We start from the raw sequence: 14,966 nt of genomic DNA on the forward strand, positions 1-14,966 counted from the left end.
CGGACGGCCACGACGTGGGGCCGTGTGACCGCGGATCGCGTTCCAGGGCATGGCCGGCGAGAGCCCTTTGCCGCCGACCGAAGCACGGCAACCCAGGCGTGTGGGTCTGCTCGGCGTGGACGGCGTGGTCATGGCCGTACAGAAGCCGCGCGCACAGGCGGGCGTGCTGAGGATGGCCGGCATCGGGCCGCAGGAGGAACCCCTGCGCACGGCGGCGCGGAGAGACACGCCGTCCGAGGAGGCGGTCTCCTCGGGTCAGACCGCGCCCAGATCGGCGGTGAACCAGCGCTCCGGCCGCATGCGGACCACGACATGATCGGCGAGTTCTGTCTCCGCCCATGCCGAGTACCGGTCGAGTGCCTCCCCCGAGAGATAGCGGGCCGCCAGGTCGCGATGGAGGGCACCGCTTCCCTCGGACACTTCGACGACCGGCCCTTCGACCGAGACGTACCGAGGTGTCGGCTCGGTGCGCTGGACCAGCAGGCTGAAGCGGCCGGCCGTTCTGATCAGCCTCATCTTCAGGGAGTCCGCGCCGGTCAGGATCCACGGCTGGCCGCCCGGCTCGTAGGCGTACCAGATCGGCACGACCAGCGGTCCGTGGCCGTCGCCGGACGCGACACCCAACGCGGCCACGTGGGGCTCGGCCAGAAAGGCTTCCCGTTCATCCCGTGAAAGAGCCATACGCCGACCGTACGCCCGGCCACTGACAACGGGTCCGCCGCAGCAGGGGGCACGTGAGCGGCGCCCGGGACGGCCTGGCAGGTCGACATGTCGGAGCGGATCGACGTCGATGGCCTCAGCGGCAGCAAGTCCGTCGTGAAGACGGACAAGGGCAAGGCCTCACCCACCTGCGCGATGGTCGAGCACTGAGGGGCTCCGCGCACCGGGAAGTCGATGAGTCGACGGCTCGACAAAGGTGCGGGAGAATCCGCCGCGACACAGCCTCCGTCACTGATCGCGTGACCTGAACGTCCTTGGGGAAGCAGACTGGCCTCATGGAGTTCGCCTTTTCCGGCCGAGTGATCGAGTGGCGTGGGCCGTCGCCGTACTACTTCGTCCCCGTGCCCGACGACGAGTCCGCAGACATCCGCGAGGTGGCCGCGATGGCCACGTACGGCTGGGGCGTGATCCCGGTCGAGGCCCGGATCGGCGAGGTCGCCTTCCAGACGTCCCTGTTCCCGAAGGACGGCGGCTACCTGCTGCCGCTCAAGGTCGCCGTGCGCAAGCCGGGTGGCCTGACGGCGGGCGACGACGTGACCGTGAAGATGTCCGTCCGCCTCCAGCCCTGACCGACCGGGCACCGGTGCCGCCACGGGGCCGACCGCTGGAGGAGACCGGGGGCGAGCAGGTCGGCGTCGGGTTCACCGGGACACCGCGACACCGCGGTGGACGCGGTCGAGGATCGCGAGGGTGCCCGGCCCCTCGAAGCTCGGATTGACCGCGAGGTGACGCGACGCAGTGGTCGCAGCCCGGAGCAGTCGTCATTGAGAAGCAGGAGCACTCAATCCCACAAGTTCTCTCTGTTGGACTTCCCAGGCCGCTGCCCGCACCGTTGATGAAGCGATCCCCACCGGGGCACCTCCCCGCAACGACCTCATCACGGAGAACCTCATGAACCACGTCGCGGCCCCCGACCGCTACGACGGCAGCATGCTCTACCGGCGCACCGGCCGTTCCGGACTGGACCTTCCCGTCCTGTCGCTGGGCTACTGGCACAACTTCGGTGACGACAAGCCGTTCGAGACCCAGCGGCAGATCGCCCTGCGCGCCTTCGACCTCGGCATCACCCACCACGACCTCGCGAACAACTACGGCCCGCCGTACGGAGCCGCCGAGCTCAACTTCGGCAAGCTCATGCGACAGGACCTCGCCCCCTACCGGGACGAGCTGATCGTCTCCACCAAGGCCGGATGGGACATGTGGCCCGGCCCGTACGGCCAGGGCGGCGGGTCGCGCAAATACGTGCTCGCCTCGCTGGACCAGTCCCTCAAGCGGATGGGCCTCGACTACGTCGACATCTTCTACTCCCACCGCCTGGACGCCTCCACCCCGCTGGAGGAGACCATGACGGCTCTGGACAGTGCGGTACGACAGGGCAAGGCGCTGTACGTCGGCATCTCCTCCTACGACGCCGAGCGCACCCGGCAGGCCGCGGCCATCCTCCGCGACCTCGGCACCCCGCTGCTCATCCACCAGCCGTCGTACAGCATGCTCAACCGGTGGATCGAGACCGACGGGCTCCTCGACGCCGCGGCCGACGAGGGATTCGGCGTCATCGGCTTCACCGCCCTGGCCCAGGGCCTGCTCACCGGCCGCTACCTCGACGGCATCCCCGAGGACTCCCGCGCGGCCCAGGACAAGTCCTTCGACACCGGCTGGCTCAACGACGACACCCTTCAGCGACTGCGCGCGCTGAACGACATGGCCGCCCGCCGTGGCCAGACCCTCGCTCAGATGGCACTGGCATGGGCCTTGCGCGACGACCGCGTCACCTCCCTCGTCATCGGTGCCTCCCGCACCGAGCAGCTGGAACAGAACATCGCGGCTCTCACCAACCTGTCCTTCACCGCCGACGAGCTCGCGGAGATCGACAAGCAGGCGACGGTCGAGGGCGGCGTCGACCTGTGGCAGCAAGCCCGGACCGGCACCTTGAGCTGACCCCGGCTCGCTGCGGCCGACGCGGGTCGGGCCGGTCGTCCGGCGCCGTGCGTCGGGCGATCGGAGACAGCACGGCCTCCTACGCCCGGACCGTGCCGTCCCATCGCCAAGTGGTCAGGCGCGGACGCCCGGGCAGTTCGGCACGTCCGGTGGCCCACAACAGGGTGGGCCACGGGTCCGTGGACGACGGTGCGTCGGGAAACAGCCGGGCCAGTACCCGTGAGCACAGTTCGGCCGGCGGGTTCCACGCGAGGCCGAGCCCCTGCGCCAGGTCGTGCGTGTGGACCAGGGTCTCCACGATGCCCATCGCGGCGAAGCCCTCCGGGTCCGATACGCCGAAGACATGGTGGGCGCGGGTCTGCGGGGGCGCCGTACGGGCCATGGCGATCAACAGTGCGCCGCTCGCCTCCAGGACCTGCAACAGACCGTCGGGGCCGGCGTTCCGGTCCGCGTGGATGGCGTTCGCCGGACCGCCGGGCCGTCGGCTCTCCCACACGAACGGAACCTCACGGTCCAAGGGCGGTGTCCTGAGCCCCAGTTGTGCGGCGTAGGCGAAGAGGTCGTCGCTGAGGTGCTCGACCGTTTCCCAGCAGTCCCACTCCAGCGAACCGGCCTTGCCCTCCCACGCCGTCGCCGGCGCCCGGCGAAGGACCGCCACGGCGAGCCGTACGGCGAGGTCGAGGTCGTCCGCGGTGACGGGGGACTGGGAGGGGCCGGTCTCGGCTGATCGGGACATGGCGGGACCGTACCGCGACCGGGGGGAACCAAGCTCCTCCTTTGATCACTGGTCCCGCTCGCCTCGTAGCGGCGGGGGAAGGCGACAGGAACCGGTTCGGGCAGACCCGGCGCGGTATCGGCGCCCGGTTCGCCGGCCGGACGCCGATACCGCTCAGGTCAGGCGGGTGAGGTGCCCGCCCGCCCGAAGTGCCGGGCGAAGAACCGGACCGCGCTGTCGGACTCGAACCGAGGCAGCTCCTTGTGCCGGCCCGCGTTGGCGTGCAACGTCTTCTCCGTCGAGGCGAAGGCGTCGAACAGCGCCAGACCGGACGCGCGCGGGATGTGCTCGTCGTCCCACTGGAGCATGAATTCGATCGGGACGGTGATCTGTTTCGCCGATGCGGCCAGGGCATCGGGCCAGTGGAGACCGAACACCGCGGCGGTGATCCTGGGTTCGATCGCCGTCAGCGGCACCCCGATCGCGGTGCCCATGTTCAGGCCGAAGTAGCCGACCGGCCCATCGGGGCCGATCTCCGGAAGTTCCTGCAGGGCGTCGAGAGTCGCCCGCCACTCGGGCACGGCACGCTCTGCCAGTCGGGCGTTGTAACGGACGACGATCGGGCCTTCCGGCTCTCCCGCTTCCCTCGCCCGGTACAGCGCGGCGATCTCCTGCTCGTCGTACGCCGTGCGCGGCCGGCCGCCGTGCCCGGGCGCGTCGATGCAGGCGACATGGAAGCCGCAGCCGGTCACGAGGAGGTGGGCACGGCCCGTCATGGCCGGCCACTTCTTGTGCGTGCCGCCGCCGTGGCCCATGAGCACCAGGGGCGCACGCTCGGCGCCGGACGCGGGCGACCAGACCACGCCGGGGACACCGCCCACGGTGAAGTCGCGCTCGACGACACCGTTCGATGTGTTCTCCGCGGTGAAGTGCACAGAATGCATGGGGTGTTGCCTTTCGGAAGTGCCTTCGTTGACGGGGCACTCCCGGCGACACCTATGTCGATCGCCCGACCGTGACGGCGAGGGGGAGCACCCATACGGATCCAGCGTTCATGGGTCTCACCTCCTCGGGCGGGGTCACAGTCGACCGGAAGCTATCAGCTCGGTCGTCGGCTCGACCAACCCTTTTCCCGCCCTTCCCGCAACACGTCCGACGCGGCAAGAGCCCCGCGAAGCCCCGGCCCAGGGCGAGTTCGCGTTCCTGACCGGCGCGGGTCGCGACGGCCGGCAGGGATGGCTGCTCGGCGCACGGTGAGAAGAGCAGGCCGACACACGGGTCCGGGATCCGCGTCTGCGGCTCGGTGAGCGGCATGCTGAGGGCAATCCGAGAAGTGGCGCGGGATGGTGGTGCAGTGCACGGCATGGCAGGGGACGGAAGGTCCGCGGAGGCCGGTCCGGTGGACGGGATCGCTACCTACCACGCGGCGGCGGTGCACGCCCGAGCTCAGATCTCTGCGCTCCTGGCCGCTGTCCGGCTGGTCGACGAGGCGTGGACGGCTCCTTCGGGTCGCAATTCAGCCGACCGTCCGGGCCCTTCCGTCCGCTCGACGGCGATGTGACGAGCCGACGCCCCTGACGGCCCAGCAGTTCGGACAGCCGGGCATCGGGATCGGGATCCCCGAGCGTGCGGGAGGTCCCGTCGGGAAGGCCGACCTCGACAGTGCCGCCACCCGCCGACCGGGCCCGACGGCCCAGGAGTTGGCCCCACTTCCGCGGGCTCAGGCCCGGCGGGGAGGTGAGGTCGCGAGCATCCCGTGCTGCCGCGCACGGCGCTATTCGATCGCCTTCCTCCACGACCTGTTGATACACAGGTGCGATGACGGACGATGGCTCGGGCGCGTTGCAGGCGGGGCAGACGGGACTGGTCGTGAGGATCCCGGAAGCGGAACCCGCTGTCCGAGCATGGCGTGAACGGCTGGACCCTTCAGCGGGTGAGGGCGTCCCGGCCCATGTCACCGTGCTCTTCCCGTTTCTCGACGAGCGGCGCATCGACCGTGACACCCACACCGCCCTGGGCGAAGTGATCGGGCGGCATCGGCCGTTCGAGGTCCGGTTCGCGCGTTGCGGAGGGTTCCCGGGGATCCTGTACCTCGCGCCCGAACCTGAGGCCCCCTTCCGCCGGCTCACCGAGGCGATCGCGGATCGCTGGCCCGAGGCTCCGCCGTACGGCGGGCAGTTCGACGACGTGGTTCCCCACCTGACCGTCGCCCAAGGGCAGGACGCCACCGTCCTCGCGGAGGTCGGGACCGACCTCCGCGGCCGATTGCCGGTCACCGCCTGCGTATCGGCGGTCGACCTCATGGTCCACGACGGAGTGCGGTGGCGGCTACGGGCTTCGTTCCCTCTTCAGGGACGCCCGGTGCCCCAGCCGTAGTTCGTGATCTCGGCAGGCCTCGCGGCCATCCCGCGAACTCCTGCTTCCGAGGGCCGCGGAAAACCATGGACGGAGCCGTGGAAGATCACGTACTGTGTGGCCTCACGCCCACAGACGGACGGAAGGAGGCGAGTGCCGTGCAGTTCACACCTTTCCAGCGCTCCCATCTCCGCTGTCCCGGCGTGGTTCGTCAGTTCTGACCGGGAGCGCTCCAGCAGCCTGTATCCCGGAGGAATTTCCATGACCGATCTGGTCATCCGCGCGCTTTCCGCGAGCGACGCCCATCTCTTCGACGCACTCCCCGACCCGCTGGGCGCCCGTGAAGGCCACCGGCGCACCCGGTTCCGCCCCGACTGGAAGCGTGTCGCCCTGCGCGACGGCGAGGTCGTCGCACGCGGCGCGTGGTGGGGCGGCCCCGACGACTCGGAGCCCGTGAACATCAACTGGTTCGATGTGGCCGAGGGCGAAGAGGAGGCGGGGGTCGAACTCCTGCGCTCCGCGCCCTGGCAGGTCGAACTCGAGATCAACCTGCCCGGCGGCTGGCGGGACAAGCCCGACCTGCGCGCCGCCGGCGAGGCACGCTTCGCCGCCGCACGAGCCGCCGGGTACGAACTCCTGGTGGAACGCTACCTGTACCGCTGGACCCCGGAGCGAGGCCTGCCCGAGCGGCCCGGACGCCTGCGGTTCAGCGCCGAACCCGACGACACCGTGTTCTTCGACGCGTTGCGCCGCATCCACTCCGTCACCTTGGACGCCCACGCGCTCAGGGCCATCGAGGAGGGCGGCGTCGACCGGGCAGCGCAGGAGGAAATCGACTTCTTCCACTGGTGCCCCTCCCCTCGGGAGTGGTGGCAGGTCGCGCACACGCCGGAGGGCGACCTGGCCGGCATCCACATCCCGGCCCACAACCCCTCCGGCCCGACCATCGGGTTCATCGGAGTCGTCCCGGAACACCGCGGACACGGCTACGCGTACGACCTCCTCGCGGAGTGCACCCACTTCCTCGTGAAGGAGGGCGCGGAGGTGGTCAGCGGAGCGACGGACCACGGCAACTTCCCCATGGCCGCGAACTTCGCCAAGGCCGGCTTCCCCGTCGTCCGTGAACGCATCAACTTCCACCCCGCGGGCCAGTCGGCCTAGCCAGGGACAGCACACGGTGAGGGGTCCGGTCCGAGGGCGGGCCGGACCGCTTGCCGGTGCCCCGTGGACTGCCGGCCCGGGCAGCCTCGGGAGGGCACGAACGACTACGGAGCGACCGCGGCGTTGAGCCCGTAGTCCAGCTCCGCACCGTCGACGAGCACCGCCTCGACCGTACGCGTACGGGGATCGATGTCGGCCACGATCCCTTCTCCGGCATAGCGGGGGTAGCCCGTCTCACCCGTCTCGCCGGTCGCCTCGACGACGGCCGATCGCACGGCTGCGTCCTGTGCGGAAACACGGTCCGCGCCCTCGATGTACTCGGGGACCAGCAGGACGGTGAAGCGCTGCGGCTCTGTAGTCATGCTTCTGTATTTAAGTGCCTGTCCAGCAGACCGCGGGACAGGCACACCCGGTGGGTCGCGCAAGGACGGGGCGAGCAGGCCGCCGCACGGGTGGTGCGAACAGGCCGACTCGGACGTCCTGGGCATGCGGGCCGCCGATGGGGGTACGCGCTCCTTCGTCGGCTGCTGTCAGCCGTCATTGCGGGGCACGATGCAGTGGGAGGGCTTGAGATGACGGTGACGAAGACGGTGGACGCACGGACGGCCGGGCTGCCGGAGATCGCCGACCCGTCGCAGGTCGCCCCGCGCGACGCACGGGACATGTCGCGGCAGTTCTTCGACCGGCTCGCCACGCTCGAAGAGGGCACACCGGAACACCAGTACGCACGCAACACGCTGATCGAGATGAACATCTCCCTGGTCCGCTACGCCGCGGCCCGTTTCCGCAGCCGTGGCCCGGAGGAGATGGAGGACATCGTCCAGGTCGGCACCATCGGACTGATCAAGGCCATCGACCGGTTCGAGCTCACCCGCGAGGTCGAGTTCACCTCCTTCGCCGTGCCCTACATCGTCGGCGAGATCAAGCGGTTCTTCCGCGACACCTCCTGGGCCGTGCATGTGCCCCGCCGTCTGCAGGAGGCCAGGGTCCAGCTCGCCAGGGCCACCGAGGAACTGCGCAGCCGACTGGGCCGTACCCCGACCGTCAGGGAACTGTCCCAGCTGATGTGCCTGAGCGAGGAAGAGGTCAACGAGGCCCGCCTCGCCTCCAACGGCTACAACTCCTCCTCCCTCGACGCCGCCATCAGCACGAGTCAGGACGGCGAGACCGCCCTGGCCGACTTCATCGGCACCGAGGACAACGCCCTCGAACTCGTCGAGGACTTCCACGCCCTGGCGCCTCTGATCGGCGAACTGGACGAGCGGGAACGCCGCATCATTCACATGCGGTTCGTCGACGAACTCACCCAGGCCCAGATCGGCGAACACCTCGGCGTCTCCCAGATGCACGTCTCCCGGCTGCTGTCCCGCACGCTCTCCAAGCTGCGCCAAGGGATGCTCACCACCCAGTGACGCACGCGGGTCCGCCTCGACCGTCGAGCGATTCTGTGTCCCGTCGGCGGTCGTGTGCTGGGGCCGACCCGTTCGGTCGACCGGGTCGGCCCCAGCACACGGAGCCCGGCCCCTCCGCGGCCGACGCTCTGATCAGCCCTGCTCCCGCTCCACCGGAAGCCACAGTTCGGCATCGGCCTCGGTGCCACCCGGAGACAGGCGGGTGCGGAGGATCTCAGGCCCGGGGCGGCTGCGGTAAGGGGTGGACGGGAACCACTCCGTGAACACGTCCCGCCACAGCTCCTGAATGGCCTGCGGCACCGGTCCCGAGATGGTGAAGACGGCCCAGGTGCCGGCCCCGACGGGCAGGACACTCATGCCGTCCGGCGCTGCCGACGACGTGATCACCCCCTGGTAGTAGTCGAGTTCGGTGCCTTCGGCTCGACTCGGGTCCAGGTCGTCACAGACCGCGACGATGCCGTGCGGCTCCTGGTCGGACAGCTTCTCCAGGAGTTCCCGGGACCGCGGTTCGATCCCGCGGACGAAGTCGATGATGGCCTGGTTCGGCCCTGCGTGCACCAGTGGCACCCGGGCCTTCAGGCCGACGACGGTGAAGTCCGGCCTGTCCACGACGCGATAACGCATGCTGCTGCTCCCTTCGACGGTGAGGCGGAAGGTGAGCCGGGGCTGCGAGACGAGCGCGCAACCGGTGCGCCGGGCCTCGCCGGGGCCGACGCCGTGCATGGCGCGAAACGCCCGCGCGAACGCCTCGCCCGAGCCGTAGCCGTACCGCACCGCGATCTCCAGCAGCGTCCGGTTCCCGGCGAGCACCTCGGCGCCCGCGACGGTGAGCCGACGACGCCGGACGTACTCCGACAAGGGCATGCCCGCGAGCGCGGAGAACATCCGACGCAGGTGATACTCCGAGGTGACGGCGATGTGCGCCAACACGGCCACGTCGATGGACTGGTCGAGACGGTCCTCGATGTGCTCCATCGTCTGGTTGAGCCGATCCAGCACGCCCGGTCTCCTTCCTCTTCGGTGATCACCACGCTAGGCAGCGCGCGTCCTGCCGGACCCGACATTCTCTGCCCGTTCGGATCGGGTGCGGGGCCCGCCCCTGCGCGTCCGTCATCCACCGTCTGTCCAGGTGTCGGTCAGGACGCCCTGGGCGACGACAGCGCGCAAGCGGAGAGGGCCGGCGACGACCTTGCCGGTGGACAGCACCGGCGACGACCTCGGCGGTGGACAGGACCGGAGACGACCTCGGCGGTGGAGACGACCGGCGACGGTGCCTCGCCGGTGGAAGGCGGCCGGACAGCGGCGCGAGCCCACTCCGGACCGGTCAGGGACGCAGACCCGCCCGCCTGAGGGTGACCTCGGACAGGTCGGCGATGGCCTGCTCGTCCCCGCGACGCCAGGCGTCGGCGAGGCCGCCGGGCGGGGAGGGAACCGCCTTGAGACTGCGCAGCGGTCCGGTGAGTGCCCGCAGGGCGAGGAGGTCGGCGCCTCCGGGGGCGTCGAGGAGGCGTCGGGTGGTGGTGCTGCGCCGGATCCAGAGCAGCCGCGGAGGAAGCCACAGCACCAGGACGAAGGCCACGGGGAGGACGATCAGGGCGAGTGCGGTCAGGTTGGCCACGTGGCCCACGGTGTCCTGCAGCGACTGTCCGGCGTCGGAGAGATTGGTGCCGGCGCCCGCGGCGGCCTCGAGCGGCTTCTTCAGGGAGTCTCCGACGAGCGGCACTTTCGAGGCCGCGTCGCCGGCGTCACCGAGACCGGAGGCGAGGCTGTCGCCCGCGCTCTCCGCCTTCCGACCCGGCTCGGCCAGCAACATGATCGCGTCACGGACGACGAGGGCGAACTTCACCGCGAGCGCGATCAGCGCCACGGCGATCAGGTCCGCGAGCACCTGACGGATTCGACGCGCTGGTGTCTGGGCGTAGAGGCGCATGGCGTACTCCTGTTCCGGCGAGGGCGTCGAAGAGGCCGGCTCCACCCGGGTGAGGTGCAGCACTCGTCATGGCAGGGTCGGCCGATCGCTTGACCGTACGTGGCACTGGACTCTTCCACGGGGCTGCGGGGGTAAACGCCTTCGACGTGTTGCCGGGCCGGGGCCGTGCCTCCCGCACGGACGGGGTGATCCGCAGCCCGACCGAGGGCCGGCAGGCTCGGGCGCTGTCCGCCCCGCGGGGCGTCTGCCACTGCTTGAGGGAGCTGGGCGGACAGCAGGGGCATACGCAGCCGGACCGGCGCACGGCGGTGTTCGCACCTGCCGCCCCGCTACGGGAGGCCGTAGGTGAACCGGTTCCGGCCCCGCCGCTCGGGTCGCGGGGACAGCGGTGCGAGCGGGCTCGACGGGAGCGGCCCGATGAGGCATGACGCAGTTCACGACACCGTGCGGCTGGATCTTGGAATGCGCGGCATCTTTCGGCTGCTGTAATTGTCCTGGGCTTGCCCTGTTCTGAGGGCGCGCCGGGCAATGGAGCTCAGCGCGACTGGCCGCGGAAGACCGGAGACGATCTCGCCGTCCTCCGGCTTCCTCACCCCTGGACCGCTGTCTTCGAAAGGCTCTACTGCACCATGCCACTGGCCCTGCTCGCCCTGGCCGTTGTCGCGTTCGGCATCGGCACGACCGAGTTCGCCACGATGGGGCTGTTGCCCCAGATCGCCGACGGGGTCGGTGTGTCCGTGCCGCACGCCGGCAACCTCGTCTCGGCCTATGCCCTCGGCGTCGTGGTCGGCGCCCCCGTGCTGACGGGCATCGGTGCGCGCATACCCCACAAGCGACTTCTGCTCCTTTTGTCCGGGTTGTTCGTCATCGGCAACACCGCGTCCGCGCTCGCCCCCAACTTCGGGCTGCTGTTCGCCGCACGATTCCTGGCGGGTCTGCCGCACGGAGCGCTGTTCGGTGTGGGCGCCGTGGTCGCCTCGCGGCTGGTCGCCCCCGAACGGGCCGCGCGTGCCGTGTCGAAGATGTTCCTCGGACTCACCATCGCGAACATCGTCGGCGTCCCGGCCGGCACCGCTCTCGGGCAGCAGCTGGGCTGGCGGTCCGCCTACTACGCGGTCGCCGTCATCGGCCTCGTTGCTCTCGCCGCGCTGGCCGTCTTCGTTCCGCACCAGCCTCGCGGCCGGCAGTCCGGGATCAAGCACGAGCTGCGGGCGATGAACAACCGGCAGGTCGCGATCGGCCTGGGCACGGCCGTCGTCGGCTTCGGCGGATTCTTCGCCGTCTACAGCTACCTCGTGCCCATGCTGACGCACCTGACGGGCATCTCCGACTCCTCGACCACGCTGGTCCTCGCGCTCTACGGCGTCGGCATGACGCTCGGCACGCTCGTCGCGGGCCCCCTCACGGACCGTGCACTGCGACCGACGCTGTACGCCGGGCTGGCGCTGCTCGCCGCGGGACTGGTGGTCTTCTACTTCGCCGTGCACAGCACCGTGCCGGCTCTGGTGACGATCACCTTCATCGGTGCGATGGGCGCCCTCATCACCACGCCGGTCCAGATGCTGCTCATGGCCAAGGCGAAGGACGCTCCGACGATGGCGGCGGCCTCCAACCACTCCGCCTTCAACCTGGCCAACGCGGGCGGCGCCTGGCTCGGCGGCCTGGCCATCTCGGCAGGCTGGGGCTGGGCCTCGCCCAACCTGGTCGGCGCGGCACTGGCCGTGGCCGGCCTCGGTCTCGCCTTCACCGGAGGCCTCATGGACCGGGACGGCCGACGCTCCAAGGTGGTCACGGCGTCCGCCGCGGAGACCTCGACGCAGGCCGGACACGTCACGGCGGTGCCGGGGGACCGGGGATAGCGCCTGGGGCCGCCGGCTTGCGGGGCGGGCCGGCGGCCGTCGCGGTGGCGGACGCGCCGACCGTCGCTCACCCGAGGACGATCGGGTTCGTGAGCGCCGCCATGCGGCCCTCCCCGTCGCGGATCTCAGCGCGGACGAACGCCGATTCCTGAGCGTCTATACGCCACTCCGCGGTGCGCGATCCCGCGCCGCGCAGGGATGCGCGGCACACCTCTCCCTGCTCGGTGTGCAGGCTGACGGTGCCGTGCGGTACGCCGACTACGTCGACCCGCACCACGGCAGGCTTATCTCCGGTCTGCAACCGCTCACCGATCCCGGCGCCGCGGGCACCGGCGGCGACCGCGAACGACAGCCTGACGGCCTCCGACGCGGCGACCCAGCTGCGGCCGGCACGGATGCCGGCGAGGACCGCGTCGACGCTCAGCTCGTCGGCCCGTACCACGGTGTGCGGGCTGCCGAGTTGGCCCTTCAGGTGGGTGTCGCTGTTGCCCACCGCAGGCATCCACCGTCCCTGGCCGATGTCCGCCACAAGCATGCGGTGCCACTGGGCCAAGGCCGCCTCGTTGTCCGCCTGCCAGGGCAGGTCGGAAGTCCACTGCCCGTTCCACACCTCCACCACGTCGAAGCCCTGGTACGAGTACTCGAACGTGCCCGACGGGTACGGCGCATAAGGGTGGGCCGCGACACAGAGTCCACCGGCCCGACGAACCTCGTCCAGGTGTTGATCGACCACGTCGTCCTCCGCGCCGTACTGCCAGTCGACTCCCTTCTCTGGGCGGACCCCCAGAGCGAGCCAGTGGCCGGACCGGGTGACGACTTCCTGGCCCAGAATCACCAGCAGGTCGTCGTCGGCGTGCTGTGCCCAGGAGCCATGGGTCTCGACGGTGTTGTGCTCGGTGGCCGCGAGGAAGTCGAGTCCCGCGGACCGCGCATCGGCCACCAGCTCGGCCGGCGTCAGCTCGCCACCGCTGGAGGACACCGAGTGCACATGGCAGTCACCCCGGTACCAGCCATGTCCGTGCCCCCGAGGACCCGAAGAAGACCGCCTGAGCGATTGCCGGTTTGAAGACCACACTGGAGTCCCCTTCACTTTCACGTGAACCATCACGTTGCCCGCCGCCTCGCGCCGACGGAACCACGCCGCGAGAAGGCCGTGGTCGCCGATGTGCGGGATTCCCTGCGCCTTCGGCCATGGGAAACGGAGCTGCGTCGGATCGGGAAGCCGGACACCATGGCGGGGTGGCTGATCTTCTGTGGGACGACGTGAGCCGTCTTTTCGACCCCGATCTGATGGGGGCGCTGCCCGACGTGCGTGTTCCGGATTGTTCGGTGGAGGACTGGCAGGCGGTGCTCGACCTCCTCGAGGCGAGGGGGTGGAAGTGCCGGTACTCCGAAGGGGACACAGTGCTGCCGGTACCTCGGGCGGAGACCGTGCTGTCCCGAACAGCGGACGCCGAGTGCCCGGAACTGCGGGTCTGGCCGACGGCCCAAGTCCTGGCGATCTTCAGATTTCTCGACGACAGGGTCATCGACTTCGACGTCGATCTACGGGAGTTGCAGGGCCAGGAGCGACTCGACGTGTTCTGCGGCTTCTTGCGCGAGATCGGGCAACGCGTGGGCAGGCCGGTCCTGATGGACCCGGAAGGCGACCACGGAAATCCCGTGCTCGGCTTCGATGTCGAGGCCGATCGAGTCGTCCTCCTGGTGGAGCCGATGGCCGGGTGATCGCGGTCGTGGGTGCCTGGCCGGCGATGCCCATGCGATCGCAGCTCGACCTGCCTCCGGCGTCGTGGTGCCTTTGGTCGCCGCCGGGTCCCCCCTGCTGAGCACTGCAGACCGCTGGCTAGTCTGACGCCATGGCCGAACCCGTGTATCTCCGCCCCGTTGCCGAACGTGATCTCGCCCTGCTGGAGCGTCTCTACGAGGACCCTTCGGAGGCGGGGGAGCTCGGGTTCTTCGGCTATCGCAACACCGGCCAGCTGCGCCGGATGTGGGCCGAGCAGGGTTTCATCACCGCGGGCGGCGGGCGTCTCGCCATCGTCGCGGGTGACGACCGCTTCGTCGGTGAGGTGCAGTGGCGCCAGGTCCTGCAGGGGCCGGCCTCGACGTGCTGGAACATCGGCATAGCGCTGCTGACCGCCGAGAGGGGCAAGGGATTCGGCAAGCGCGCCCAACGCGAGCTTGCCGAGTACCTGTTCGCCCACACTCAGGTCAACCGGGTCGAGGCGAGCACGGAACTCGCGAACGTCGCGGAGCAGCGGGCACTGGAATCGGCCGGCTTCAGCCGCGAAGGGGTCCTGCGCGGGGCCTGCTTCCGCGGCGGCGCCTGGCGGGACATGGTCATGTACTCCATACTCCGGGACGACGTCGCTCTCAAGGCGTAGCCGACGTCCCGCTCGCGGGGGCAAGAAGCCCGGCACGCCCACGGCAACGAAGGCATTCGGGCGGCACCGGTGCACCGCTGCGTCCTCTGGGCAGCCTCCGTACGGACTCTGTAGCGTACGAGTATGGGTATGCCGCGCATGACCCTTCAGACCCGACAGGTGCTGCGGGCTCTGCTGGAGGACCCGGCCGAGCAGCGGTCAGGCCTGGAGCTGTGCGAGTCGGCGGGGCTCCCGTGCGGCACGATCCATCCGATCCTTGCCCGGCTGGAGCAGGTCGGCCGGGTGGACAGCAGGGGGGAGGACCCGGCCGTGCACGACACGGCCGGACGTCCGCGTCGCCGCACCTACCGCATCACACAGGACGGCACGGTGCAGGCCCGCACTGCCCTCGCGCGCGTCCGCGGAGCCAGGGAAGTGCCCGGGCGTGGCCGCTGAAAAAAATCTGCGGGCACGTGTCGAGAACGGCGGACGAGCTCCGACGTCTCCTGCGAG

Annotated in this window: 16 protein-coding genes; 9 read left to right on the forward strand and 7 right to left on the reverse strand. The window is 70.2% G+C overall.

Going from position 1 to position 14,966, the window contains the following annotated elements:
- Positions 1 to 255: 255 nt before the first annotated feature.
- Complete coding sequence (locus ACSYGO_RS42305; RefSeq protein WP_432189546.1) at positions 256 to 681, reverse strand: pyridoxamine 5'-phosphate oxidase family protein; 426 nt, start codon at positions 679 to 681, stop codon at positions 256 to 258.
- 314 nt (positions 682 to 995) lie between these two features.
- Here ACSYGO_RS42305 and ACSYGO_RS42310 point away from each other — a divergent pair, with 314 nt between their 5' ends.
- Complete coding sequence (locus tag ACSYGO_RS42310; RefSeq protein ID WP_426675312.1) at positions 996 to 1,289, forward strand: DUF1905 domain-containing protein; 294 nt, start codon at positions 996 to 998, stop codon at positions 1,287 to 1,289.
- A gap of 322 nt (positions 1,290 to 1,611) precedes the next feature.
- Positions 1,612 to 2,658 carry an L-glyceraldehyde 3-phosphate reductase gene (mgrA, locus tag ACSYGO_RS42315; protein WP_460389979.1) on the forward strand — a complete coding sequence of 349 codons (1,047 nt, stop codon included), beginning with the start codon at positions 1,612 to 1,614 and terminating at the stop codon, positions 2,656 to 2,658.
- 79 nt (positions 2,659 to 2,737) lie between these two features.
- Here mgrA and ACSYGO_RS42320 read toward each other — a convergent pair whose 3' ends face one another.
- Positions 2,738 to 3,394, reverse strand: a complete 657-nt coding sequence (locus ACSYGO_RS42320; protein WP_426675310.1) for a DinB family protein — start codon at positions 3,392 to 3,394, stop codon at positions 2,738 to 2,740.
- 158 nt (positions 3,395 to 3,552) lie between these two features.
- Complete coding sequence (locus ACSYGO_RS42325; protein WP_460389980.1) at positions 3,553 to 4,317, reverse strand: alpha/beta hydrolase; 765 nt, start codon at positions 4,315 to 4,317, stop codon at positions 3,553 to 3,555.
- A gap of 874 nt (positions 4,318 to 5,191) precedes the next feature.
- On the opposite strand from ACSYGO_RS42325, the gene ACSYGO_RS42330 reads away from it, so the two are divergent.
- The gene (locus ACSYGO_RS42330) at positions 5,192 to 5,749 is read left to right on the forward strand and encodes a 2'-5' RNA ligase family protein (RefSeq protein WP_460389981.1); all 558 of its coding nucleotides are present in this window, start codon (positions 5,192 to 5,194) and stop codon (positions 5,747 to 5,749) included.
- A 240-nt stretch (positions 5,750 to 5,989) separates the two neighbouring features.
- Complete coding sequence (locus ACSYGO_RS42335) at positions 5,990 to 6,889, forward strand: GNAT family N-acetyltransferase (RefSeq protein ID WP_460389982.1); 900 nt, start codon at positions 5,990 to 5,992, stop codon at positions 6,887 to 6,889.
- 104 nt (positions 6,890 to 6,993) lie between these two features.
- Here the strand turns inward: ACSYGO_RS42335 and ACSYGO_RS42340 are convergent, their stop codons facing one another.
- The gene (locus tag ACSYGO_RS42340; protein WP_426675306.1) at positions 6,994 to 7,251 is read right to left on the reverse strand and encodes a hypothetical protein; all 258 of its coding nucleotides are present in this window, start codon (positions 7,249 to 7,251) and stop codon (positions 6,994 to 6,996) included.
- A 210-nt stretch (positions 7,252 to 7,461) separates the two neighbouring features.
- Here ACSYGO_RS42340 and ACSYGO_RS42345 point away from each other — a divergent pair, with 210 nt between their 5' ends.
- Positions 7,462 to 8,301 carry an RNA polymerase sigma factor SigF gene (locus ACSYGO_RS42345; protein WP_432176744.1) on the forward strand — a complete coding sequence of 280 codons (840 nt, stop codon included), beginning with the start codon at positions 7,462 to 7,464 and terminating at the stop codon, positions 8,299 to 8,301.
- A gap of 132 nt (positions 8,302 to 8,433) precedes the next feature.
- On the opposite strand, the gene ACSYGO_RS42350 is transcribed toward ACSYGO_RS42345, so the two are convergent.
- Both ACSYGO_RS42350 and ACSYGO_RS42355 read right to left on the reverse strand, forming a co-directional pair.
- Positions 8,434 to 9,300 (reverse strand): AraC family transcriptional regulator, encoded by an 867-nt coding sequence (locus ACSYGO_RS42350; RefSeq protein ID WP_460389983.1) that lies wholly within the window; start codon positions 9,298 to 9,300, stop codon positions 8,434 to 8,436.
- A gap of 325 nt (positions 9,301 to 9,625) precedes the next feature.
- On the reverse strand, positions 9,626 to 10,231 hold the full coding sequence (locus ACSYGO_RS42355) for a hypothetical protein (RefSeq protein WP_426675303.1): 606 nt from the start codon (positions 10,229 to 10,231) through the stop codon (positions 9,626 to 9,628).
- 629 nt (positions 10,232 to 10,860) lie between these two features.
- Between ACSYGO_RS42355 and ACSYGO_RS42360 the strand changes: the two genes are divergently transcribed.
- Positions 10,861 to 12,090: an MFS transporter gene (locus ACSYGO_RS42360; RefSeq protein ID WP_435223106.1), complete on the forward strand. Its 1,230-nt coding sequence runs from the start codon at positions 10,861 to 10,863 to the stop codon at positions 12,088 to 12,090.
- Between the two features lie 67 nt (positions 12,091 to 12,157).
- On the opposite strand, the gene ACSYGO_RS42365 is transcribed toward ACSYGO_RS42360, so the two are convergent.
- Positions 12,158 to 13,165 carry a CehA/McbA family metallohydrolase gene (locus ACSYGO_RS42365; protein WP_460389984.1) on the reverse strand — a complete coding sequence of 336 codons (1,008 nt, stop codon included), beginning with the start codon at positions 13,163 to 13,165 and terminating at the stop codon, positions 12,158 to 12,160.
- 164 nt (positions 13,166 to 13,329) lie between these two features.
- Between ACSYGO_RS42365 and ACSYGO_RS42370 the strand changes: the two genes are divergently transcribed.
- The 3 genes from ACSYGO_RS42370 (at position 13,330) to ACSYGO_RS42380 (ending at position 14,909) form a co-directional block, all read left to right on the forward strand.
- Entirely contained in the window at positions 13,330 to 13,815 is a 486-nt protein-coding gene (locus ACSYGO_RS42370; RefSeq protein WP_460389985.1) for a hypothetical protein, read from the forward strand.
- 131 nt (positions 13,816 to 13,946) lie between these two features.
- The gene (locus ACSYGO_RS42375) at positions 13,947 to 14,474 is read left to right on the forward strand and encodes a GNAT family N-acetyltransferase (RefSeq protein ID WP_426675300.1); all 528 of its coding nucleotides are present in this window, start codon (positions 13,947 to 13,949) and stop codon (positions 14,472 to 14,474) included.
- A 138-nt stretch (positions 14,475 to 14,612) separates the two neighbouring features.
- On the forward strand, positions 14,613 to 14,909 hold the full coding sequence (locus tag ACSYGO_RS42380) for a PadR family transcriptional regulator (RefSeq protein ID WP_426675299.1): 297 nt from the start codon (positions 14,613 to 14,615) through the stop codon (positions 14,907 to 14,909).
- Positions 14,910 to 14,966 lie beyond the last annotated feature (57 nt).

This window comes from Streptomyces krungchingensis (genome assembly GCF_054729265.1).

Coding starts and splice junctions, on each gene's coding strand:
- ACSYGO_RS42335 (WP_460389982.1), top strand. CDS start 5,990: ATGACCGATCTGGTCATCCGCGCGCTTTCCGCGAGCGACGCCCATCTC.
- ACSYGO_RS42310 (WP_426675312.1), top strand. CDS start 996: ATGGAGTTCGCCTTTTCCGGCCGAGTGATCGAGTGGCGTGGGCCGTCG.
- ACSYGO_RS42360 (WP_435223106.1), top strand. CDS start 10,861: ATGCCACTGGCCCTGCTCGCCCTGGCCGTTGTCGCGTTCGGCATCGGC.
- ACSYGO_RS42375 (WP_426675300.1), top strand. CDS start 13,947: ATGGCCGAACCCGTGTATCTCCGCCCCGTTGCCGAACGTGATCTCGCC.
- mgrA (WP_460389979.1), top strand. CDS start 1,612: ATGAACCACGTCGCGGCCCCCGACCGCTACGACGGCAGCATGCTCTAC.
- ACSYGO_RS42340 (WP_426675306.1), bottom strand. CDS start 7,251: ATGACTACAGAGCCGCAGCGCTTCACCGTCCTGCTGGTCCCCGAGTAC.
- ACSYGO_RS42320 (WP_426675310.1), bottom strand. CDS start 3,394: ATGTCCCGATCAGCCGAGACCGGCCCCTCCCAGTCCCCCGTCACCGCG.
- ACSYGO_RS42380 (WP_426675299.1), top strand. CDS start 14,613: ATGACCCTTCAGACCCGACAGGTGCTGCGGGCTCTGCTGGAGGACCCG.
- ACSYGO_RS42325 (WP_460389980.1), bottom strand. CDS start 4,317: ATGCATTCTGTGCACTTCACCGCGGAGAACACATCGAACGGTGTCGTC.
- ACSYGO_RS42330 (WP_460389981.1), top strand. CDS start 5,192: ATGACGGACGATGGCTCGGGCGCGTTGCAGGCGGGGCAGACGGGACTG.
- ACSYGO_RS42345 (WP_432176744.1), top strand. CDS start 7,462: ATGACGGTGACGAAGACGGTGGACGCACGGACGGCCGGGCTGCCGGAG.
- ACSYGO_RS42305 (WP_432189546.1), bottom strand. CDS start 681: ATGGCTCTTTCACGGGATGAACGGGAAGCCTTTCTGGCCGAGCCCCAC.
- ACSYGO_RS42355 (WP_426675303.1), bottom strand. CDS start 10,231: ATGCGCCTCTACGCCCAGACACCAGCGCGTCGAATCCGTCAGGTGCTC.